Origin of the sequence: Hydrogenophaga sp. PBL-H3, from assembly GCF_010104355.1 — a bacterium.
In the GTDB taxonomy this organism is placed as follows: domain Bacteria; phylum Pseudomonadota; class Gammaproteobacteria; order Burkholderiales; family Burkholderiaceae_C; genus Hydrogenophaga.
Genome location: NZ_CP044973.1, coordinates 49,982 through 70,739, shown reverse-complemented (window position 1 = coordinate 70,739; position 20,758 = coordinate 49,982). Strand labels below are relative to the sequence as shown.

The 20,758-nt window shown below is 57.9% G+C and carries 20 protein-coding genes; all 20 read right to left on the bottom strand.

What is annotated here, in order from left to right; translation table 11 throughout:
* Window positions 1-570: a prepilin-type N-terminal cleavage/methylation domain-containing protein gene (locus tag F9Z44_RS20880; RefSeq protein WP_236574440.1), complete on the bottom strand. Its 570-nt coding sequence runs from the start codon at window positions 568-570 to the stop codon at window positions 1-3.
* On the bottom strand, window positions 567-1,646 hold the full coding sequence (locus F9Z44_RS20875; RefSeq protein WP_159608893.1) for a type II secretion system F family protein: 1,080 nt from the start codon (window positions 1,644-1,646) through the stop codon (window positions 567-569). The genes F9Z44_RS20880 and F9Z44_RS20875 overlap by 4 nt, the downstream gene beginning before the upstream one ends.
* Before the next feature lie 2 nt (window positions 1,647-1,648).
* Window positions 1,649-3,148, bottom strand: a complete 1,500-nt coding sequence (locus tag F9Z44_RS20870) for a GspE/PulE family protein (protein WP_159608892.1) — start codon at window positions 3,146-3,148, stop codon at window positions 1,649-1,651.
* A 39-nt stretch (window positions 3,149-3,187) separates the two neighbouring features.
* Complete coding sequence (locus tag F9Z44_RS20865; protein ID WP_159608891.1) at window positions 3,188-3,772, bottom strand: hypothetical protein; 585 nt, start codon at window positions 3,770-3,772, stop codon at window positions 3,188-3,190.
* Window positions 3,759-5,072 carry a type 4b pilus protein PilO2 gene (gene pilO2 / locus F9Z44_RS20860; protein WP_159608890.1) on the bottom strand — a complete coding sequence of 438 codons (1,314 nt, stop codon included), beginning with the start codon at window positions 5,070-5,072 and terminating at the stop codon, window positions 3,759-3,761. Before pilO2 ends, F9Z44_RS20865 begins: the two co-directional genes overlap by 14 nt.
* Window positions 5,072-6,745 (bottom strand): PilN family type IVB pilus formation outer membrane protein, encoded by a 1,674-nt coding sequence (gene pilN / locus F9Z44_RS20855; RefSeq protein ID WP_159608889.1) that lies wholly within the window; start codon window positions 6,743-6,745, stop codon window positions 5,072-5,074. The genes pilO2 and pilN overlap by 1 nt, the downstream gene beginning before the upstream one ends.
* Window positions 6,742-7,140, bottom strand: a complete 399-nt coding sequence (locus tag F9Z44_RS20850; protein ID WP_159608888.1) for a TcpQ domain-containing protein — start codon at window positions 7,138-7,140, stop codon at window positions 6,742-6,744. Before F9Z44_RS20850 ends, pilN begins: the two co-directional genes overlap by 4 nt.
* Window positions 7,141-7,157: 17 nt before the next feature.
* Complete coding sequence (locus tag F9Z44_RS20845) at window positions 7,158-8,795, bottom strand: TcpQ domain-containing protein (RefSeq protein WP_159608887.1); 1,638 nt, start codon at window positions 8,793-8,795, stop codon at window positions 7,158-7,160.
* An 11-nt stretch (window positions 8,796-8,806) separates the two neighbouring features.
* Complete coding sequence (locus tag F9Z44_RS20840) at window positions 8,807-10,105, bottom strand: TrbI/VirB10 family protein (protein ID WP_159608886.1); 1,299 nt, start codon at window positions 10,103-10,105, stop codon at window positions 8,807-8,809.
* Window position 10,106: 1 nt separating this feature from the next.
* Window positions 10,107-10,970: a TrbG/VirB9 family P-type conjugative transfer protein gene (locus F9Z44_RS20835; RefSeq protein WP_236574439.1), complete on the bottom strand. Its 864-nt coding sequence runs from the start codon at window positions 10,968-10,970 to the stop codon at window positions 10,107-10,109.
* On the bottom strand, window positions 10,967-11,731 hold the full coding sequence (locus F9Z44_RS20830) for a type IV secretion system protein (RefSeq protein ID WP_159608885.1): 765 nt from the start codon (window positions 11,729-11,731) through the stop codon (window positions 10,967-10,969). The genes F9Z44_RS20835 and F9Z44_RS20830 overlap by 4 nt, the downstream gene beginning before the upstream one ends.
* Before the next feature lie 197 nt (window positions 11,732-11,928).
* Entirely contained in the window at window positions 11,929-12,384 is a 456-nt protein-coding gene (locus tag F9Z44_RS20825; RefSeq protein WP_159608884.1) for a hypothetical protein, read from the bottom strand.
* 36 nt (window positions 12,385-12,420) lie between these two features.
* Entirely contained in the window at window positions 12,421-13,023 is a 603-nt protein-coding gene (locus F9Z44_RS20820; RefSeq protein WP_159608883.1) for a lytic transglycosylase domain-containing protein, read from the bottom strand.
* Window positions 13,024-13,045: 22 nt separating this feature from the next.
* Complete coding sequence (locus tag F9Z44_RS20815) at window positions 13,046-15,595, bottom strand: VirB4 family type IV secretion system protein (protein WP_159608882.1); 2,550 nt, start codon at window positions 15,593-15,595, stop codon at window positions 13,046-13,048.
* Between the two features lie 69 nt (window positions 15,596-15,664).
* Window positions 15,665-15,970 (bottom strand): VirB3 family type IV secretion system protein, encoded by a 306-nt coding sequence (locus F9Z44_RS20810; protein ID WP_159608881.1) that lies wholly within the window; start codon window positions 15,968-15,970, stop codon window positions 15,665-15,667.
* A gap of 3 nt (window positions 15,971-15,973) precedes the next feature.
* A complete protein-coding gene (locus F9Z44_RS20805; RefSeq protein WP_159608880.1) occupies window positions 15,974-16,363 on the bottom strand; it encodes a TrbC/VirB2 family protein in 390 nt (129 codons plus the stop codon).
* Between the two features lie 46 nt (window positions 16,364-16,409).
* A complete protein-coding gene (locus F9Z44_RS20800; RefSeq protein ID WP_159608879.1) occupies window positions 16,410-17,402 on the bottom strand; it encodes a CpaF family protein in 993 nt (330 codons plus the stop codon).
* Window positions 17,403-17,483: 81 nt separating this feature from the next.
* Window positions 17,484-18,122 (bottom strand): DUF4400 domain-containing protein, encoded by a 639-nt coding sequence (locus F9Z44_RS20795; RefSeq protein WP_159608878.1) that lies wholly within the window; start codon window positions 18,120-18,122, stop codon window positions 17,484-17,486.
* Between the two features lie 66 nt (window positions 18,123-18,188).
* Window positions 18,189-18,806, bottom strand: a complete 618-nt coding sequence (locus F9Z44_RS20790) for a hypothetical protein (RefSeq protein ID WP_159608877.1) — start codon at window positions 18,804-18,806, stop codon at window positions 18,189-18,191.
* Complete coding sequence (gene traD, locus F9Z44_RS20785) at window positions 18,803-20,758, bottom strand: conjugative transfer system coupling protein TraD (protein ID WP_159608876.1); 1,956 nt, start codon at window positions 20,756-20,758, stop codon at window positions 18,803-18,805. Before traD ends, F9Z44_RS20790 begins: the two co-directional genes overlap by 4 nt.

Genomic DNA, 20,758 nt, shown 5'->3' with positions numbered 1-20,758 from the left:
TCAGTTGCCGCGGAAGGTCACAACGGTGCCCGTCGCACACGCCGTAACGGCAGTCGCAGGGGCGATGGGGAAAGCCGTGATCGCAGCGGAACCGGCAACCGTCACGCTGACCCACCCCTGGGCGCCGGTGAGCATCGGAATGCAAAGGTCTTCTTCGATATTGGTCAGGGCCACGTCGAAGGTAGTCACGCTGGAGGTAATGTTGACGGTGCCGTTGGCGGCATGCGTCAGGGTGTCTGGAGCAGTAGTGGTGTCCACGCGGATCGTGGTGGGCACTTTCTTCGACACCACCAACACGTCGTTCAAGCTCGTGCCGTTAGCGCCAAACGTGCCCTGGCCTTGCCACATCTGCTTGGTTGCAGCACGAATCGCAGTCAGATCTTGGGTAATCTGGGTTGTGCGCTGAGATGCGGTGGCACTTTGGTAAAGGGACAAAGCACCGACGACCACGACGGCGACCACGGACAGACTCGCGATCAATTCCAGCAGCGTCATGCCGGCTTGCTTCTTCAGGGGTTTCAAAGTCATTTTCGAGTTCATAGTTTCTCCGTTGGTAAAAAGATTGGTCACCGGTAGGTTCCTTGCATGATTGCGGTCATCTGAAGTTCCATGCCGATGAGTCCACCAACCATCAAGGCAATGAACAAACCGACAATGAGAACGCTTACACCAAATACCACTTTCATCATGGTTTGGATTTGTTCGACCGACTCGCTGATCCACTCGCGGCCGATGGTGGCCAAAGCGGCATCGAATCCTGAAAGGCGTGCGTAGACACCCAGGTCATCAATGATTTCGGGGTCGGGAAAGCCGTATCCCGTCTTGAGCAAAGCGTCGCCTGGATTCAGTCCTGACTTCATCCCTCGGAGACACGCCTGGATGCGAACCTGCATCCACGGTGATGCACCCTCCATGAGTTGCCCCAAGGCGTTCTCAAGTCGCACACCAGCTGACACAAGGGCGGCAAAGCTGATCATCCAGGTGCTGCCGTGCAGCATCCGGTAGATGCTGTAGGGCATGAATCGGTCCAGCTTGATCCTCAAACCATCCTTCCAGCGTGGAAGGCTCAGCGCAAAGGCTGTGATGGCCAAGACAGGGACAGCCGCAAGCAGAAGCATCCAGGACCTTACGAAGTTCGCAAAGTCCACCATCATCTTTGGCAACCCTTGCCACTTCTCGTAGGGGACGATCTGCGAAAACTCCGGGATGATCTTGTAGCTGAACATCACGAGAACGGCGAACGCGATGAGCATCATGAAGCCCGGGTAGGCAAGGCCGGAAATGACCGCGCTTCGGATCTTCCGTTTGGCATCCATGATCTCTGTGGTGGAGTTCAGTGCTGCGTCAACTTCACCAGACTGTTCGCCAGCTGAAATCAACATTTGCTCATCCGAACCCACCCATCCCTCGATGGCCTGAGACAAGCGGCTACCATTCTTCAGACGGCGCAACCACTCAGTAAGGGCGACCGCGACAGGTTCCTTGGGGCCCTTGAGGACAACCCGACGGTCGCGCATCGTCTCCAGCGCTTCAATGAGCTGGACGCCGTTGGAAAGTAGCTTTGCGAGCTTTTTCCACACACGCTTTCGCTGGTCAGTGCCGTTCCGGAAAACCCAACGGGCATACTTGAGCTCGATTTCATTCATGATCAAGCCACCGCTTCAAGGCGCCGAGGCGCATGGACGATTGGAGTGACCAGCATTCCAACGACATCTTCCGCAAGGTAGGGATCCACCAGTCCGGCATTGATTTTCTGGATCGTGTGGTCCAGCATCGAGAGGCACCCAAGCTCCTTGGTGATGTACTCCCGAGCGCTAAGACGATCTTTGTCACGCAGGTACTGCATAAGACGTTCGTCCGTTGGAATAACCTCAGCAACCACCGTGCGACCAGCTGTACCGCTGTTGCGGCAATGCGGGCAGCCCTCGCCCTGGATAAATACAGAGGAAATGTTGAGGATGCTCAGGTAGCGTTCCAGCGCCTCACGTGGAACACGATCGGTATGTTCGGTCAGCGGCTTTTTGCAATGGGGGCAAAGTACCTTCACCAAACGCTGGCAGAGCAACCCTGCGATGGTGCTGGGGTCCATCACGTTCGCGGCATCTGCTCCGAGGTCGATCAAGCGGTCGATGATGCCCAGTGCATTGTTGGCATGCAGCGTGGTCCACACCTGGTGGCCAGTCATTGCAGCCTGGACGGCAAGGCGTGCGCTAGGGGTGTCTCGCACCTCCGACAACATGATGATGTCGGGATCGAGCCGCATGGAGGCCTTGATTGCCTTTTGGTACTCCCTTGAGCGCTCTTCTTCAGTCGAAGCATTGGTGACAGGGGTCTGCACCGCGCCGGGAATTGGGTACTCCGGTGGATCCTCCACCGTGATGATGTGCTTGCGGCCTTCGGTGTCTGCGATGATGGAGCCAAGCGTGCGCTGGAGAGTCGTGGATTTACCCGAGCCAGTCGGCCCACCGATAACCACCACGCCACTCGTGCTCTTTTTCAGTGTGTCAATCGCCAGACACTGCTCGGGGTGGAACCCTAAACGTGCCAGGTCAAGATCATCATTTGCATCGTTGTAGAGCAGTCGCAGAACGAAAATGAATCCGTCCACCTGGGGCGAAGTTGCGATCCTGATGCCATCCAACTTCTCGGGAATCTTGGTTCGTTCAGAGATCCGTGCGTCCTGCCTGTTCAGCTTTTCCAACGTCGCGTCGGATACGTCAGCCATGGCCTGGAAAATGGTCGTGCACAGCTGATCACCGTATTCGAACGTATGCTCCTCAATGAACGTCAAATCGTTGTGGATGCGAAATAGGATTTCTGTGCGACGGCGGGTACTCACCCGAATATGGATGTCAGAAGCCCGCTGCTCGACTGCTCGTTCGAATAGCTGACGTGCAACAACCTGCATGTTGGATTGCGTTTCGGAAGTTGCAGTGCTCTCGTAATACCCTGCAATAACGGCGAGGTCGCAATGTTGAATCTGAAATTTTTTGCCCTGATGTTCCAAGCGTGAGACGAACCCTCGCACATGCGGGTTGAACACGTGCGACTTTGAGATGAACAACCGTCCGTCATCGAGATACGCAACCATCGAACGAAGCTCGTCCGTCAGGGAGATCTCACCGCCTTTGGCAGTCAATACTTTCATGTTCGAATAGCTCCGGAACCGATGACGTTTGGGGGATGCTCAGCGTGGAAAGGGCATTCCAGGGACCATGCCGGGAACCTGAGGTCCCTGTGGTGCAGCTGGCTGCGGGCTCTGCACAAAGCTGCCGAAGCTCAAGCGCTTGGTTTCCTTGCCGCGGGACATGGTCAAAGAGTCGATAGAAATCGACTTGATGTCCCAGCCACCCACCTTGTCACCAACACGCACCGTCTGGATGTTTCCGCCCTGCACCATCAGGTTGGCCATCAGCTTTCCATCGACACCACTGATTTCCATGACGGCTGGCGTGAAGCCTTCATCGATTCCCTCGGGCTGCTTGCCGAAGCGACGGATCTCGTCGTTCTTGGCCGCGATCTTGGCCTGCAACTCAAGCTCCGCCAGCCGAGCCTGCATGACACTCATGCGCTCATTGATCTCTGCAATGAGGTTCGCAGACTCGCTGGTACGCAACGCCAATGGAGGGGCGGTGGTAACAGAGGGCACCGAAGCTGGAGGAACGCTGGCTAGTGCCGTTGAAGGAACCTCCTGCGCTTGGGCCAGCGAGGCACCCAAAGAAACGGTGCACGAGAGAAAAGCCAAGAGGCCTGAGAACTTATTTGCGTACATATTGCGAACCTTCCATCGTCCAAATGAATTGACCATTGACCCATTGACCGCTCATGGAGCGAAGGCGGAAACCGTTGCCGTCGAGTGCAGCAAGCACTGTCTCTGGCAGAGTGACCCCCTCTGCCTTCCAGCCGACCTCTTCCCAAAGCGGAACTTCCTGAGGTACAGCGCCCTGGCCAGGGAGCAGCTGGGGAGCTTGAGACACAGCGGGTGTTGCGCCGAACTTCACTCCGAAGCGCTGTGCCGCTGCATACATCACAACCAGGCGCTCATTCGCGGTGTATAGATCCTCGTCATTGGCCGCGGGGAACTGAGGAAGCGCCTTGGTGCTGGACGCAAGGCTTCCGTCAAGCGAGATCACCACATCGGGAACGACCTGCTTGAGGTGCTCGATCCACCCGTATGCACGAGGACGCCAAGAAATGGTCACTACCCCGTTCGAGCAGTTCAAGCCAACCAGATCCCAGTTGCCGGGGAACAACTTCACACCAGCCGTTGCGCGCATGCACCCCGCCATCAGATCGGCAGCGTGAGGGATCTCGCCCCACGGACGTGGACGCGGGATGACAGCTGGTTGCATGGCTGCGAGTTCGGCTGCAAGGCGCGCGGCCTCAGCGATAGCCTGATCTCGCTGCCACTTCTTGAATTGATCGAAGCCCACGGTGAGAGCCAGAATGACGCCCACCAACACGGCAATCGGCTTCAAGTTGGCGGCTAGGAGTTGGCCTGCGCTGACGGAAATGGGCTCGAGGCGCCAATCCTTCGCGGAGTTCAGCTTGCCCTTGCCCTTCCCGGTAAGGGGTAGGATCTGCTCGAGCTGCGGCGCCTCAAGCGAACCAGAGATTCCCCAGTGGCCGGGAACGATCGAGTGGGTCCACTCGCCCAAGCTGGCGTCTTGGTAGAAACGGGACTTGATGACATCCTCTTCCCCGTACACCTGATCTCCGTCGGGGAGGATGACGCCATCTTTCTGAGCGAGGTAGTACCACACACCGCTGTCGATCTCCATCACTAGGATGAAGTCGCGAGCATTGTGTTGCTCGTGCATCTTTGTGGAAAGCGCGGCCGCCAGTGACACAGCACCGCGCTTTACGGCAGCACTCCCTTTGCTCGAACTGGACTTTGCCATTCCCACGCAAAGGTTCTCGCGTTGCAGAACCTGCAGATCGAGGTTCAGTTCCTTTCCGTACCCCTTGATCTCAGAGAGACGCTCGCTCGGGTTGGACCCGGCCAGAGGCTGCCAGAGCAGTCCCGTGACAAGGGTCGCGCCGCCGTACTCGACGGTTTCAACCTTGGACATTACAGACCACCTGCCACCACGGGCTGGATGAGCACCACAAGCACAGTGCGAGTATTTGTTGCACTAAGCCGGCCACCCAGCGCAAGGTTTTCTGCATGCCCAACACCTTGCGTATCGCCGTTCAAGGCGAACTGCTCGAAGCCTGTCACGACAAGGGTTTCGCCACTGTTGAGGAAGGTGCGCTGAAGGAAGTTACGAGTGTCGATCTCAGGCGTTTGAATGGAAGAACCACCCGAGTTCACCGTAGCCAGGTTGGTGAGCGTCGAGATATCGCCCGAGTACTGGAGCATCAATCGCTTGGAGTCCAGGATGTGGGGCAGCATGTTCATGCTGAATCCCGTGGTGACCTGACCAGGCTGCAGCGTGACAGTGTTGCCGGCGCCACCAGTTCCAATGGTGGTCGTGCTCGACGCAAGATAGGCGGTTTGCCGCCCAACCTGAATTGGCGCGGGCTGGTTGTTGATCGTGACCAGAGACGCCGAGGTCACCTGTGAAACGCGACCTTGCTTGGACAGCGCTTCAATCATGGCTGATGAGCCGTCAAACATAGAGCCGGACAGCACCCTGAGTGCAAGATTCGAGCCACCAATAAGAGGATTGCTGTTTGCAAGACTCAGGCCCAGCCCACGGTTCACGTTCTGATAGACCATGTCCCAGTTGATGCCGTACTGCTCTGACTTGGAGATGTCGACTGCCAGAACACGGACATTGATCACCACTTGGCGTGACAACGCTTTGTTTTGGTCTTCAATGAACTTGCCGACGCGGTCGAGCACCATTGGCGTGTCTTCGACGGTAATCGTGCCCGTAGCAGAGGTCACAACCAGCTTGCCAGCGGGAGACAGCATGGTCTTGATACTGTCTTCAATGCCTTTCCAGACACTCAAACCAGCAAACTCAACGCCGGCGCGCATCTCACTGTTGGAAGAGCCACTGGCCTGGCTTCCTTGCGTACTGCCAGTGGCGTTGTTGGACTGGGTACCTACCTTGCTCGCCAAACTGGTGTCACCAGGTAGCGCGGCGAGGCGGAAGGTCTGGGACTTCGTTTTGAAGATGTGGATACCGTTGTTGGCCCACTCCCAGCTGACACCGTAGCGAGCTGCGACGAGGTCCAAAAATCCCGACACTTTGCCCGTGTAAACGATGGAGGCCACCTGCGAGGTCGCGGTTGCTGGCGCACCGATTGCGCCCGGCATGCTGGGCATAGGCATTGGCATCGGCAGGGGAGATGGAGGAGGCAAGGCCGAGCCAGGGGTCCCCGAATTGCTGGCCGCAGCCTCAGCGCCGGCGCTGGTCATTGTTTCAACGCTGGCCTTGAGAGCAGCGCTGGCCACGTTGACCGGCACACCGGTCAACTGCGTGATGTAGGCACCCATCTCGCTCAAGCCTGAAAACCGGCGATTGACTGCGAGGTCGCGGCCCAGTGCTGCAGCAGCGGCAGGAGCGATCTTTGCGTCCACCTTGCTGATCGGCACCCAGACTTTGGTGGATCGACGGATGAAGCTATCGTCACTGCGTTCAATGGGAGTTCCGGACCGCAGGTTGGCATTTGCGCGGTCGCTTTCCGCTTGAACGGCATTCACGCCCTGCGTGATTGGCGTGAGGGTGGAGGTTGAGCAGCCACCCAGGACGGCCACTGCGCTCAGCGCTACGGTGTGCTTGATAAAGTTCACTTGACCTCCAGGATGCGAACAGCGTTGTTGGCGAAGATTTCTGCTTCGAGCTGCACTTTGTTGAAGCGCATAGATCCAAGGAAGGCTTCGAGTGATTTTTCAAAGGAGTCGGTGAGCACAAGGTCAGCTCCGCTGCGGAACTCACCTGCTTCCCACGTGAGCGAGTACCCATTGCGCTGGGCCCACTCAACAATGCGCGGAGAAATCAGGTCACCCGCCTTGATTGACAATGTGCGGTCGACTGGCGGCGGCGGTGCCTTCTCCATTGGCCGGATGGGTAAAGTGGCTGGTGAGCCCTGAATCGGGAATGCTTCCGGCACCACGCGGATGACCTGGGCATGACCGACAGTGGAATAAACAACCAGGCATGCCATTGCGAAATGTTTTGCGTTCATCATGTTTTCCTTGAATCTCAGTAGCTGCTGACGACCAGCGTGTTGTTTGCATATGCCACTGCTCTGACCCTGTAGCCCGCGCTACCCGCCTGGGCAATCACTTGGTCTGCGGCAGTCAGGAAACTTGGCTTATCGATCACAGCGTTTCCGGTGATTGGCACCGTGTCCTTGGCATTCCATACAACAGACCAGTTCGAATCGCGACCCCACCGGTTTAGCAACTGTTCAATGCTCTTATCTTCAGCGCTGACCACCCATGAGGACGAGGCGGCTTCGTACCTGTTTCCGTTCGTTGCTGCAGCTTGCTCAACTTTTTGCGTCGGAATGCTGTTTGTTGGAGCGGGTCGAGCCTCTGGCTCTTTCGTCGTCGTCGGTGTACCTGCCGGCAAGAATCGGATCACCCGGTTGCTGTAGACGGTCGCATCGATGTGGTACCCAGCCTTGCGAAGGCCGGAGAGAAGGCGCTCAAGTGCTTCCTTCATGGTTGAAGCCTTGATGGCGGCGTCACCACTGACTTGCGCGTCGAGCTCTTGAGGCACTTCCCAGACCACGGTGTAGCCGAGGGCATTCGCCCACCGCGAGACAGTCCCATGGACTGTCCTGTCGGACGCAAGCATGTTGTATCCACCTGGGGGAACATCCACAGCAGGCCCGTTCACAGCTTGAGGAGCGCTGATGCCTTTGCTGGCCATCAATGCGTTTGCTTGCGCCAGTGAGAGCACGCCCTGGCGAACCAAAGACTCAAGGTTCGACGAGACAGCGCCTCGACCTTGTGCGGCTTCTGCAGACGCGGTGTACGCTGCGCGGCGTGGCGCAGGTGTCTCCACGAGGACGTTGGACTCCCAAAGCCCGTTCTCCACCTTGCCGGTCACCGCGTTCTTCATGACGATGGCAGACGCGGGAGCCCCGCCGAGGATCATCTGCTTGCGCATCGCTTCGGCGCGCGCCTGCTCGATCCCTTCCTTCAGCGAATCGTCATCGCGTCCCACCAGGGTGAATGTGGTGCCAGGCGGTGAGGTTTTTGCCAACTTGACAAGGAGGGCCTTACCCTGGGGGCCAAGGATCGAACGGCCCTTGCCAAACCAAACAGCGTACGACTGGGTGGAAGCTTCGCCCGTGCCCCACTGCACCCGATCGCCTTTTACAGGTGTTGCGTAGCTGTTGCGGTCTTCTGCGTCATCAACAATCGCTGGAGCCTGGCTAGCAAGACTTGCAACCAGCCGCGTTCCGGGTGCAACTTGGCCGCCCATGTAGGGAGCCTTCATACCCGAGGGCGAAACGGTTGAAATGGCTGGCGCGTCCAAGCGAACGCCATCACCATGAACAACCATGGCCTGGGATCGGCCCAGCTGGAGGGTGAACTCGCCATGAACACTTGGCACCTTGATGTAGGGGCCTTCGTGTTCGGGAACCAGCAGGGTAGTAACCCCCGCCACTTTGGCGAAGATCGCTGGGATCGCTTCACCCGCTCGGAACTGGAAGTACGTTGCCCTCCCGTTATCGAAAACTTGCACCGGGGCCGCCTTTTGGTGCCCTGATGTGAGATAGCCAAAGTCGTAGGCGCCCACGCGCTTTGAATCGCTTCCGATTGCGCCCGTGGTCGTGACCAGGACGAAAGCGACAGCTGCGGTGATCTTCGTGAATTTGAATTTCATGTTGTTTCCTATCAACGTGTCCGGTAGCTGCCCGGGAACTCCATGTCGCTCACCACCTCGACGTTGATTCGCTGGCCCTGAGGGACAGTGATGGTTGGCGCAATGACTCGGTTGCGTTCGAGAATCGACTTGCTCACATCGACAAGCACCTGGCCAGCGGCAGTAGTGGGCCCTGAAGTGCCGATATTGGTTTGGCCGCTTGGCATCGTGGTCTTGTCAGCCAGGACCGCCACAAAGAAGCTGCTGATGAACATCTTGAAAAAGTGGTTGTTCACGTTGCCCTCGATACCGGCCGCACCACGCATGTCGGAACCCGGCGCAGGAGGAAGGTCGAAGCTGGTTCCATCCGGCAAGATCAGTCGCTCGAATGCAAACAACATTCGACTTTGACCAGCCTTGATCTCTGAGTCGTACTGGCCATCGAGAACACTTCCCTTTGGAATCAGCAGGTGACCGCGCCCCAGCGAGTCGTAGATATTCACCGTGGTGAACGCGGTGATCCTTCCGGGTAGATCGGAGTTGAGCTCGCGGCCCAGGACAGCTGGAATCACCTTGCCTTGATGCAAGACGAACTCGATATCTGACTTGGTGGACTTCAGAGCGGATGAAGAGCCCTTCTTTTGAATATCCCCTGCGTACTCTTTCATCCACGACTTACCGCCCCCGCCACCGGTCTGTGCCAACTGAGCCCTATTGATGGCAGCCTCCAAGGCAGCGGCGCCACGGTCTGCGCCAGAAGGCAGTGATGGCAAGCCGCCAGCACTGCCGAGCGCTTCTACGCCAGGTCCGAAGGGGGAAGCGCTAACGCCGAGGGAAGCTGGCGCAGCCGCAGCTCCGCCATCGGAATCGAAGATCACTGCCTTTGCGAGTCGCACCTCTGCCTCGCGCTCAAGATCGAGGGCGGCCTGCTGAGCCTTAGCAGCAGCTTGTGGATCCTGCGCAAGAGGACCGCCTGGACCGAGTGGTCCACCGGACTTGTCCATAGCTGACAGTTGGTCTTCATACAGTGCGGCGGAACCGTTCGGCCGGCGCACAGCAGGTGGAACGGGCGAAGCGTCCGGAACCTTCATCTCAGCAAGCCGGCTTTCTTCATCGATGACACTTGCGTTACCCGTCGTAGGAGGCGGCGCATCTTTTGGAGCAACAGGGGCCGCTACCGCTCCTTTGCTTCCGCCGTCGTGCAGCAGGAGCGAGCTGAAACCGACGAGCACCGCAACGAGAGCGGCTACTGCGACGATGGTGGACTTCTTCAGCGGGATGCCGGGCTTTGGAACCTCATGGGAGATCAGTTTTTCGTTAGCCGTTGGCATGTCATTCCCCGGTCGTTTGGCCGAAGAACCCACGCTTGGGAGGCTCACGCCTGATGCGCACCTCGGGCTTGCCCAGTTTCAGCACAGCGTTCTCCAACACTCGCTGAGCAACGATGTAGTTGCCATTCACGGTGTAGTTGACCAGGCTGAAGTCGTCGCCTTCAATGACTGCGAACAGTGCTGGCTGCTCCTGGAGATCCGAGGGCATACGGAAGTAGGTGAATCTTCCGTCGTCGAAGACCACCTCAGGTCTAAACTTGGCGTCGCCCTCGACCTTGTAACCAAACCGCATCTTCCCGGGATCGATCCCACCCGGGTAGCCGCTTGCAGTTGCGTCTGAACCACTGGCGGTGGTCGGCGCAAGAGCCGTTGAGCCCGCCTGAGAAGTCGCTGCTTCGTCGCCCACCATGGGCTCCATGTCGAGAACGACCTCGCGGGAGTACACCCATGAAACACGCTGGTACCACTTCTTCCCGTCGCCGGTGGAGCGCAGCACGAATTGATACGTGCGCTTGTCCGTGAGCACTGTCAGCGAGGTATCGAGGTCTTCGTACTTCGGCTTCAGAAACAGGTTCTTGCGGTTCTTGGTAGGCGTGATGTCCCAATTGGCAGTGTCTCCAGCTGCCACCGACTGGATCGTTTCGTCCGGTGCGAACTGCACGTGGGTAACCGCGCGCGGCTTGCTGAGCACAAGAAATGTGTTGTCCTGGTCGAACTGAAATTCGACCAAACGGGTGTCCCCTCTCAATGGGGTAGCGATCAACTCCGCATGGGCATGACCGGCCACCGAGAACAGAGCAACGATGCCCAGAACAATGGCGCCTGCACGGCACTGGAAACTCTTGGAGTGGGAAAGCTTGATCACAGTGGTCGCTCCTCGGCGTCGCTGAAGTAGGTGACATAGATGCCCAACGGGTTCTCCAGCAGGTCTGCTTCCTGCGTGGCGGTGGTCAGTTGGTAGTTGAGGGTGACCCGATAGCGCTTCACCTGCTCCGGATTGACGGGCTGGCTGCCAACGCGCTCCGTGGTGGTCAAAAAGATGAAGGCCGTGCCGCGTTGGCTTGCATCGACGGCTGTGATCTTCACTTCGCGCACCATTTCGGGCTCAGATCGAATCCGTTCGAAGATGCGTTCGCGGCCGCGGAATTCAGTGAACTGACCAAGGGCTTTGCCAGCAGCTCGTTCAGCGGCCCAGCGCAACGATTCACGCGAACGTTGAGGGTCAATCGCATAAACCGCCTCAACCCATCGAGCCAGCTCGGCCTTAACGACTGCAAGGTTGGGATCGATTCGCTCGACGGCAACTGGCCTGTTGACGACCCCTGTTGTGGGGTTGACCTCAACGACCCAGGGGCGCACCTCCTTCAGAGGCGTGATCAGAACCAGCGCACCTACTGCACTCGATGCCAACACAAGACAGAGCATCGCTATGAGGAACCAGCGCGTGGCCTCCACTTTCGATGATCCATAGATCTCACCAAACTGGTGAGCCGCATCACCAAACACGGATGGAGGAGTGTTGGGCTGCGATGCAAGCTCAGCAGCAGCTTGCCCTCCACGCCTGCCCAGGACACGGGTTTGACCGATGAGTGGCTCCGGCTCGGGTTTTTTTCGGAAGAACGACATAGAGGTACCTTTCAGAACTGATGCTATGGATATCGGGACGAAACTAGGCTGCGCCAACGAATGGGTTTCCAGTCATATCCTCCAAATGCCCAAAGAAAAGCACAGGTGGAATGACGGATTCCAGTGAGATATGAGGGAGCCGCGATTTAGTTGGCAAAGGCACGGCGGCCGGCGCGATGTCGCAACGACAAGTCGCCTTAGAACAGGCTACGGAAGATGCCCTGGCCGATGGCCACGATGCCCACGATCAATCCGATCACTCCGCCAACCAGCAACAAGGGGCGCTCCGCACCGAGCTTCACGACTGATGCCCGAACTGCGACAGCGGGGTTATCTTCGAGAAGCCGCCTGCGATAGGCCTGCAGGACTTCGACGCCCTGCTCTGTTTCGCACTGGGAAATGGCGGTGTCAATGCGTACAAGCTGCACATACGGGGCATCAGCAGAACCGGTCTGAAGCCACTCGGTTAGTTCTTGCTCTTCGGTCCTGATCGCGTAGTTGGTTGCCTCATCTAACGAGGCACCAGGAGGATGCTCGCTCGCAGTGGAACCCGGGGATGCCTGCGCTTTGTCTAGGGCGTTCAACACGCCTTGAATGCGCCTTCGGTCCTCTACTGAGAGCGCGAGAACCTGCTGGAGAACGTTGTCAAACATGGTGCTTTCCTTAACCATTACCGAACTGGGTGATGACTACTCATCAAAGGCCAAAACCGAGGTGTTTTGATGCCTGTCGCGGGGCGCTTTTCCAGCAGCGACTGGGCCTTTGAATCCGCACGACTGGAGCGACATCACTGACTTGGTCGGGCCGGGCGCTGCTCCCCATGTAACTAGGGTGTTCCAAACCAACCCAACGTAGCGGTCGTTGAAACAGCGGGTGCGTGAGTGATATGCCCCAACGGCGTACCAGGTGTTCCCGAACTCGCGCACCTGCTTGGCGAGATGCCATGCCGCCACGTACGTCGACACGCATGGATCCAGTAGGTCGTGCTTGCCGATGCCGTAGCGGCCCAGCTCCTTCAAGTGCATCGAGTTGATCTGGGCCAGTCCTAGATCCACAGTGCCGTTCGGGTTCTTGTTTACAGCCGATGGCTTGAAGTTGCTTTCGACCTTCAGAATCGCCATGAGGATCCATGGATTGACTGAGTGACGGCCAGCGGCGTCCTGCACACAGTGGGTGACAGCGGCTCCACCGTCACCCCCAGCAATTTGTTGGGGAGCGGTCTGCCCCTGAGCCTGCGACGCAGTCGAACAGGCGAGCAGAAGCCAGCAAACAGCGACTTCTAGTAGCTTCATTCGCGGTGCGCTCGAACAGGCGTCAGCGAGCGCCGATGTCGATGTTCAGCACCTCTTTCATGAAACGAGCTTCCCAGGCGGGAAGTCCGTCATCGCGGTACTCGAACATCTGTTTGACCTTTGCGGGCTGGGTAGTTGCCTCGTTGATGGCAATGAGCGCAGGGGGCATCTGCGTGTTGACCAAGCGAGTTACCGTCGGCTTGATGAGCAGGTAGTCCCGCTTAGGGATAGCCGATGCAAGCAACTGCATCTGGGCTTCGTTGGTACCAAAAATGGTTCGGTACAACTCAGCCTGTGACTGCGATGAGCCTTTCACCGAGGGAAGGAAGATCTGCGTCGGAATGTTCTGAGTGAAGCTGCCCACATTCGGCAGCCGCGCAATTTCGTCGAGGGCCTGGGTGGCGAAAACGACAAACGCCCGCTTCTTTCGAAAGGTACGCAGCCAGTCTTCAAACTTCTGGAGAAAGACTGGGTTGGAGAGCATGTACCACGCCTCCTCCACGTAGATGAACGTTGGCGTCGTCCCGTCGAGGCTGCGCTCGATGCAGTAGAACGCGTAATCCATGAAGGGGCTGGCCAGCTGTGGCGTCTGAAGTATGCCGCCGCACTCAAGGCACACCATCTTCGTCAAGGAGAAGTTGTCTTCCAGGCTGTCAAAGTAGCTGGCATACACACCCGATCCGTAATCGTCTTCTGAGTCAGAACGGTCCACATAGGGAGCGAGCTTCGCGGCCAGATGGAGGTTTTCGCCAGCAATCAGTGCGTACAAAGCAGAGAGTCGCCAGGCCGAGGAGGGCGACCTGCGAAGGCCCTGAATCGCTGTGAAGATGCTCGATCCTTCTTCAGCTGAAACGGTGCTTCCGCCAGCGGTGATCAATACCTCGATCCACTGGCGCAGACGCATGTCGTCGTCGTTCATCATCATCACGCCAACAGGATTCATCGACCGTGACGAACCAGCGGAACTGACGTCCACGTGCTTGCCACCCATCAGCACCGACGCCATGGCCAGGCTGTAGTCCTTGTCGAAGATGTATGTCTGTGAAGGGTGGTACTTCTGGAACTGCGCGACAAACAGCGTCATGAGTGAGGTCTTGCCTGCTCCCGACCCCCCAATTACCGCGGTGTGCCCAAGATCGTCCTGGTGGGTATTGAAGTCGTAGGTGACACCGTATGGCGTGAGGAAGCGGCAAAGCGGGGGAACCTCGTGACCGATCACGCGGGAGAAAAGAGGGTGCGTCGCCTCGCCGCGAGTAATGGTGCGGATAGGAGCCAGATCTGCAATGTTGGCGGTTGATGCGAGCTTCCACCGCAGGGTGGCGTTGGCATTCCCGGGGAACGATGTGAGGACAGCGGCCATGAGGCCATGGCGTTCGCGAACAATCGTGAACCCGCTGCTACGCAACGATCCTCCCAGTACATCTGCAGCTGCTTCTGCATGACGTGGCGTCTCGCCAATGGCTAGCAACGACATGTTGTAGTAGCCGTAACTGATGTCCTGCGTGGTGAGCTCCACGAGGGCATCCTGTGCGTCTTGAGCGAGATGCAGGTTGCCGGTGTTGACTTTTTCGCTTTCGACATCAAACAAGCGCTCGGCTACTCGGGTCACAACGGACTTGACCTCTGATCGGTAGAACATTTCCGCGTCCTGAATGGCCTTCTCCGCAACCATTCGATCAAGGAATCGGTAGCACTGAACAAGGACGTACTCGCAATCCACCGCCATCAGCTTGTCCATGTCGAGGCTGTGTGCCTCCTGTGGAGTTCCCGTGGTTGACAACGCTGCGACGTAAACCGTCTTGTTGACGCCCTTGAACTCCATCAGGTCGTGCTTGCGTTCAACCGAATCGGTAGCCAAGAGCGTGTTCAGGTAGCTTCGGCCTTGGGGAGGCGTCACGGGCCCACGAATGGATGCGAAGTTGGCTCGGGCATGAAGCTCGCCGAGGAACTCCTTCCCACCAAGGCGGCGAAAGCCCAAGTTGAGTTCGACGACACCTGAGAACGCTGCGAGCACCTTTTCGAACTCCGCAGCCATTTCAGCGAGTTGACCGCGAACTCCAGCTATCGCGCCCCTGTCAGAAAGCCGGCGCTTGGCGAGGCTCGAAACGGCCTTGAAAAAGTTGCCATCGTGTTCTTGAACCTCTGCGCTCAGCGATTCAAAGAACGCCTCAGACCGGCTTGGGAAGTTGTAGGCAAGGAAAAAATGTTGCTTGATGACAGCATTGCGGCGTACGCGAAGCGAAGCGGCCCACTGGTCATCGATGGCCTGTGCCACTGGGTTGGTGAAGGCGCCCGCAGGGTAGCCGTCCACATACCGACGTTCCTGAATGCTCCACAGGGTCACCCTTTCGCCCAACGAGCGAAGTGCCGTTTGCATCTGGTTGATGCGATGGTCCACTTCGTAATTCTCCTTGCCCTCAACGTCGTCACCGGCGACCGCGAATGCGGCAAGCAATGAGCCATCCTGGCAAAGCACAACATCGTCTGTGATCATGCCAAACCATGGCAGCAACTCAGCGAAGCTGCGGGCGGACTTGCGAGGCTTGGTGAAGAGGTCTTCGAAGGAGAGCATGGGGACAACGTAGTGAGGTTTGGAGAACAAGAGGGCTGCTCGGTTGGCCGAGTTCAGCCTCTTGTTGAACTAGCGGGGCAAGCCCTTGCCCCAGCCCTTGGGCCGCTTCTGGAAATCAGAGGGCCGAGGAAGCGCGTCGTAGACGTGCTCCTCATTGAGGTACTTCAGCAGCACGCCCACAAACTGGTCATCCTTCTTCGTTACCCAACGGGCCAACACGAAGAGAATGATGAGCAGCGGGTACGCCCAGAATGCTTGTGCGACGAGTGAAAACACGGCGCCGAACACGAGCCCGCCAAAGCTGCTCTTCTCCACGCCCATGATGAGCTTGGGCCGATGCAGCGAAAGGTGAAACAGGCTTGAGCGGGACGCCATGGCTTACATCAGGCAAGCGTTCAAGCCGGCCAGGTTCTGCATGTACTCGCTACCGGAGAGGATTCGGCCCAGGCCAAGGACGATGCCGAAGATGATGCAGACCGTGATGATGCGGCCCCAGTCCATCTTGGTGATCATTCCGAAGATGAGGGTCACGACAACCACCATGACGAAAATCACCACGGCAAGTGGTCCGCGCAACCACTGGACCACGTCACAGCCAAAGTCCTGAATGAAGGGCACTTCAATCTGTGCAAAGGCGCTGCCTGGCGTGAAGGCAAGCAGCATGAGGAAGGCCATGAGAACCCAACCGCCAACGCGTGCTGGGGAGCCGTTGGCGCCATGATCGAGCTTGCCGCCGAAGGACACGAGGGGAGTATTTGCGAGGTTCATGAGGGAGGTTCTCCGTGGTTAAAAAAGGGTGAAGCGCTGGTTGGTATCAAAAGTTCTCAAGGTCATAGGTGCCCTTGGTACGGTCGTAACCGTGCAGGCGTACTGCCTGGGACACGGTTCTCTTTGCGCCATCGCGCTGGATGTAGAACATCCAGTTGACGGTTTCAGCAATGGCCACGCGGAGGGAGTCGTAAGGGACGCCCATGTCGGCCATCAAAAGTAGGTTTTCGAGTCGGGGGAGCGCCTTGGCGGCGCTGTTTGCGTGGATCGTTGCGGCCGACCCCGGGTGCCCAGTGTTTGCAGCGTCGAGCCAGTCGTACGCCTCTGGACCACGCAATTCGCCGACAATCACCCGCTTGGGTGCATAGCGCATTGCTGTACGAACAGCGCGCCGTGGTGTGACGCCCTGCTCCTCGTCACATTCGATGATCACGTGGTTCTCGGACGTGACCTGCAGCTCGTGCACCCCTTCGATGACAAACAGACGATCCTCTGCCGGCATCATCGAAAGGAAGGTATTCATGAACGTGGTCTTGCCCGATCCGGTGCCACCCGCAATCAACACCGTCTCGCGGGCGTCGACAACGTCCGCCATCACCTTGGCGTACTTCTCGGAGATCACCCCAGCTGCGACATATTCATCCAGCGTGAAGACTCGGGCAGCATGGCGGCGAATGCACATGCTTGGGCCCTTAACTGCGGCGGGTGGAAGAATCGCCTCGATTCGAAAGCCAGGAAGCTGGGCCGACAAGAGCCTGTTGTTTGACCGCTCGCCAACTTCCTTCGCTACGAAAGAGGCCATCAGGGTGATTGCCGTGCGGATCGTTCCTGCAGTCAGTGCGACCCGAACGCGACGCTCTTTACCGTGTTTTGAGATGAAGACGTCATCCGGGCCGTTGACCATGATTTCGTTGATCTCGGGATCTTCGAAATATGGGCGCAGCGTATCGAGCGTGTCCTTGATTTGATTCAGGACGTTCTTGCTATAACTCGCGCGCTCGGACTTGGATGCAAGGGCTGGGGTAGGTACGGGATGCATGCAAGAATTTTTGCGTGCCGCCCCGCTTTTTCTGTCGAGCCAACGCACCCTATTCGGTGCGTTGACCCGCTTTCTATCGGGTCATCGCCCGAAGATTGGCTGCGAGTTCGAGATCAAAACCGAAAGCGGCAGTGCAACGCAAGCGGCCCAGACCGGCGCAAGCAGCGGAGACATCGTGAATGGCATCACGAGGTAAACGACTGGCATCGCGACAATTGGAATCACGATCATTCCCGCCAGCGTGAAGGTAGCGGGACGCATAGTGCCGAACTCGGCCATCTTGACGCTTCGTTGCATCAAGCCGTCGTATACCGCGGCGACAAAGAATGGCAAGAGGAAGACCAGCCAGATCATCACAATGGCCAATCTCATCGCTACCACGTAGGACTGCAAGACAAGGCCCGACATGTAGCTGTTGAAGAGGTCTGCCATCACGGCACCGCCCACGCCAGCCACCTTGATGCTCAACTGGCGTTCTTTGTCGGTGAGCGACGCTTTGTTGGCCGCGACCATGACCCCTTTGAGCGGCGTGTTCTCGAACAGTCCATTGGCAAAAGAGACAACGCCGTTACCAACGCGTTCCCCCATGGCAGCACGGGTCTGGGCAATCTCTGCCGTCACGAACCGTTCCATGCTGTCACCAGTGCGAAGCATGGGTGCGATGAGAAAACCCAGCATCGCCAGGAAGAACCAGAAACCGAGGTGCTGCGAATTTTTCATGTATGGCGTGCGCGCGAGTGTTGCCTGGTGGATTCATGGATCGTGACGCCCAGCCCCGGCGAACACTCACCCTTTGGATGCGTGCTTGATGAGGTAACCGGTGTCGATTGGGTCTGCTAGGTGCGCAACCATGTGAGCGTGCAAGCCCACCACCTGGACCTCAGTAGGTCCAGGGTGGGACAACTGCGCGCAGATGGTGTCGATGCCGTGCTTCTCTGCCCACGGCTTCAATGGCTCTGCAAAGTGCTGCCACCGCTGTTGATCGCCATTGCGATCTACCCCACTGATGCTCAACCGGGCCACGTCTGCGACGTACTGAGTGAGTCCATAAAGATAGACGCCAACGAGTCGGCCGATGAACGCTTCTCGGTTATTGATGGCCGTGGTTGACCGCGAGACCGCTTCGGCGATGGACTTGCAAAGCAGTGACTGACCGTCCTGCGATGGCCAACGCGGCGTGATGTATTCAGCAAGGCGGCTGGTAGCTTTTTTCAGCGTGGGCTGGTGTGCCCAGATGGAGATAGCCATACCTTCGTGCGGCGTGCCGGCGATGGCCGCGCTCAGCCAGTCTTCGGTGGAGTCCGTAGAAAAGTCAGCAAGCGACCAGTAAGCGAACGCGGTCGGGTCACCGGACTGATTCGGAGGGCGGGCGCGCGCTGCTGCGAGGGAAACGATCTGGGTCATGTCGGCTTGTATTTCCTGTCTTCAACAATCACGGGTATGCGGCCCTTGATGAGTTCGCCGCGATTGAAGAATCCGATGTAGTGGAGGTCCTGAAGACTGGGCAAAAGTGACTTCGGGAAGATTTCTTTGTCTTTTTCCGAAATCGATGTACTTGAGTTTGCCGAGAATTCCAGGCCGACGTCCTCGGTCTTTGACCCTATTCCGGTTGATTGGCCGCGAACCGTGATCGTGGTTTCCCCCAGTTTCTCGGTAATGAGAGCCATCGTGTCGGGGTCCTGGGTGGCACCGACGATCATGTTGTTCATGTTGCCGATGAACCGTTTGGCACGAGCTGTGTTTCCGCCGAACTTGTCCACCAGGTCGGAGAACGTTTGGCCGAGTGCCCAGATAAAGAAACCTGCGCCCCGGCCCTTGTTTGCCTGCTGGATAACGGGCGCGCAAACAGCATCGCCCCACTCATCGATTACGACGTGGACTCGACGAGGTTCCTCGCCAGTGTCGGCCGCCGTGCCGTGGTTGTAGATCTCAGCTGCCACTGCTGATAGTTCTGCCAGCGCCATCGTTGAGATGGCTCGGCCGACGGATTCATCGGCCAGAGTGTCGGTGCCGATGTAGAGGATGTGGTTTCCTTCAACAATGCGCTTGCCATCCATGATGGGCCGCGTGTCATTGATATCGTCGTAGTCAGGTGAAAGTAGCCCCTTCAGGTCGTCAGTGGTCAGCTTGGTCAGCATCGGGGTGATGGAGATGATCATCTTCCCGAACCACTCACGATTCGCCTCAAGAATTGCGATCAAGCCCCGCAGTTCCTCCGGCTTTATCGGTAGTCCGGTCAGCTTGGCCTGCTCTTCGTCCTCTGGAACCAATTCCTGAAAGACCTTGATCATGGCGGCCAGCTCGGGCGACGACGTTTCAATGCCCCCCTTCTGCGGCTTGCCGCCGGCGGAGGCCTGCGCATTCAACTGCTTTTCAAGCGCCTCCTTCAGTTCCGGGCAGTCTTCCTCGAAGAATTTGCGCAAAGCCGTGCTGGTCAGCGACTCGACTGCCGTGCGAGATTCCATGGCCGTCTTCAGGCTGTAGATCGAGACTCGGCGCCCGACGTACTTCATGGCGTTTGTGATCCGGTGCACGGCCATCCAACAGAATTCCTTGAAGTTGTCGGATTCCTGACTGTCCAGCACCATCGTGATGCGGGAGGCTACCTGCGACACGCGGTCCCAGTTCTTGATCAGATCAAGACGCACGGACTCGCTTGCGAATGCGGGGTGGAGCATCAGGAAGCGTTCGGGCTTGCCCGACAGGATCGCTGCCTGGCGGCAGATTTCTCTGAGGTCCTTGTCGCCCTTGGGGTCGATGACGATCACGCAGTCGCCTCGCATGGCCAGTTGAAAGATGACCAGAGCGGCGAGTCGAGTCTTGATCGCGCCGGTGGTCGCGATGATGGCGCAGTGCCCCTTGAGCGAGTCGAAGGGCAGGATGACGTCTTTTTCGCCCATGTCCAGGCCGTGGATCCAAGGCAGCCCTTTAACCTTGAGCGGATCCTGCCCGTTGCCGAAATACTTCATCCACCACTTGGGTGGATAGACCTCATCCAGGTCGCGCTTCATGATTTCGTAGGCGCGCTGCGTGTGCCTTGGCTCCCACCTGTAGCCCCAGCCTAGCCACAAGTTGTTGCCCAGCTTGTGCATTGATTTCTGCAGGTGCGTAGCAGGCATCACCACGGTGGGCTTGCCCACCAACGACACCTTGTACTTTATGAGCCGGTGAGCTCCGAATGCTCTGTAGAGCGCCATCGTCAGCGCGAGCAGCGAACATGCGGCCAATGCTGCTTTGGGTGCGTTCAGAACGAGCGCTACCCCTGCCATCCAGATGCAAGCAACTCCCCAGGCAAGGGTTGAGCGGGCCTCGAAAACAGGTCGCAGCAGCTGCTCAAATTGTCGTTTCTTTGCCAT

Excerpts from the sequence above, each read along its gene's own strand:
- F9Z44_RS20875 (WP_159608893.1), bottom strand. The coding sequence starts at position 1,646 with ATGAATGAAATCGAGCTCAAGTATGCCCGTTGGGTTTTCCGGAACGGC.
- F9Z44_RS20870 (WP_159608892.1), bottom strand. The coding sequence starts at position 3,148 with ATGAAAGTATTGACTGCCAAAGGCGGTGAGATCTCCCTGACGGACGAG.
- F9Z44_RS20865 (WP_159608891.1), bottom strand. The coding sequence starts at position 3,772 with ATGTACGCAAATAAGTTCTCAGGCCTCTTGGCTTTTCTCTCGTGCACC.
- pilO2 (WP_159608890.1), bottom strand. The coding sequence starts at position 5,072 with ATGTCCAAGGTTGAAACCGTCGAGTACGGCGGCGCGACCCTTGTCACG.
- F9Z44_RS20850 (WP_159608888.1), bottom strand. The coding sequence starts at position 7,140 with ATGAACGCAAAACATTTCGCAATGGCATGCCTGGTTGTTTATTCCACT.
- F9Z44_RS20845 (WP_159608887.1), bottom strand. The coding sequence starts at position 8,795 with ATGAAATTCAAATTCACGAAGATCACCGCAGCTGTCGCTTTCGTCCTG.
- F9Z44_RS20840 (WP_159608886.1), bottom strand. The coding sequence starts at position 10,105 with ATGCCAACGGCTAACGAAAAACTGATCTCCCATGAGGTTCCAAAGCCC.
- F9Z44_RS20830 (WP_159608885.1), bottom strand. The coding sequence starts at position 11,731 with ATGTCGTTCTTCCGAAAAAAACCCGAGCCGGAGCCACTCATCGGTCAA.
- F9Z44_RS20825 (WP_159608884.1), bottom strand. The coding sequence starts at position 12,384 with ATGTTTGACAACGTTCTCCAGCAGGTTCTCGCGCTCTCAGTAGAGGAC.
- F9Z44_RS20820 (WP_159608883.1), bottom strand. The coding sequence starts at position 13,023 with ATGAAGCTACTAGAAGTCGCTGTTTGCTGGCTTCTGCTCGCCTGTTCG.
- F9Z44_RS20815 (WP_159608882.1), bottom strand. The coding sequence starts at position 15,595 with ATGCTCTCCTTCGAAGACCTCTTCACCAAGCCTCGCAAGTCCGCCCGC.
- F9Z44_RS20810 (WP_159608881.1), bottom strand. The coding sequence starts at position 15,970 with ATGGCGTCCCGCTCAAGCCTGTTTCACCTTTCGCTGCATCGGCCCAAG.
- F9Z44_RS20805 (WP_159608880.1), bottom strand. The coding sequence starts at position 16,363 with ATGAACCTCGCAAATACTCCCCTCGTGTCCTTCGGCGGCAAGCTCGAT.
- F9Z44_RS20800 (WP_159608879.1), bottom strand. The coding sequence starts at position 17,402 with ATGCATCCCGTACCTACCCCAGCCCTTGCATCCAAGTCCGAGCGCGCG.
- F9Z44_RS20795 (WP_159608878.1), bottom strand. The coding sequence starts at position 18,122 with ATGAAAAATTCGCAGCACCTCGGTTTCTGGTTCTTCCTGGCGATGCTG.
- F9Z44_RS20790 (WP_159608877.1), bottom strand. The coding sequence starts at position 18,806 with ATGACCCAGATCGTTTCCCTCGCAGCAGCGCGCGCCCGCCCTCCGAAT.
- traD (WP_159608876.1), bottom strand. The coding sequence starts at position 20,758 with ATGGCAAAGAAACGACAATTTGAGCAGCTGCTGCGACCTGTTTTCGAG.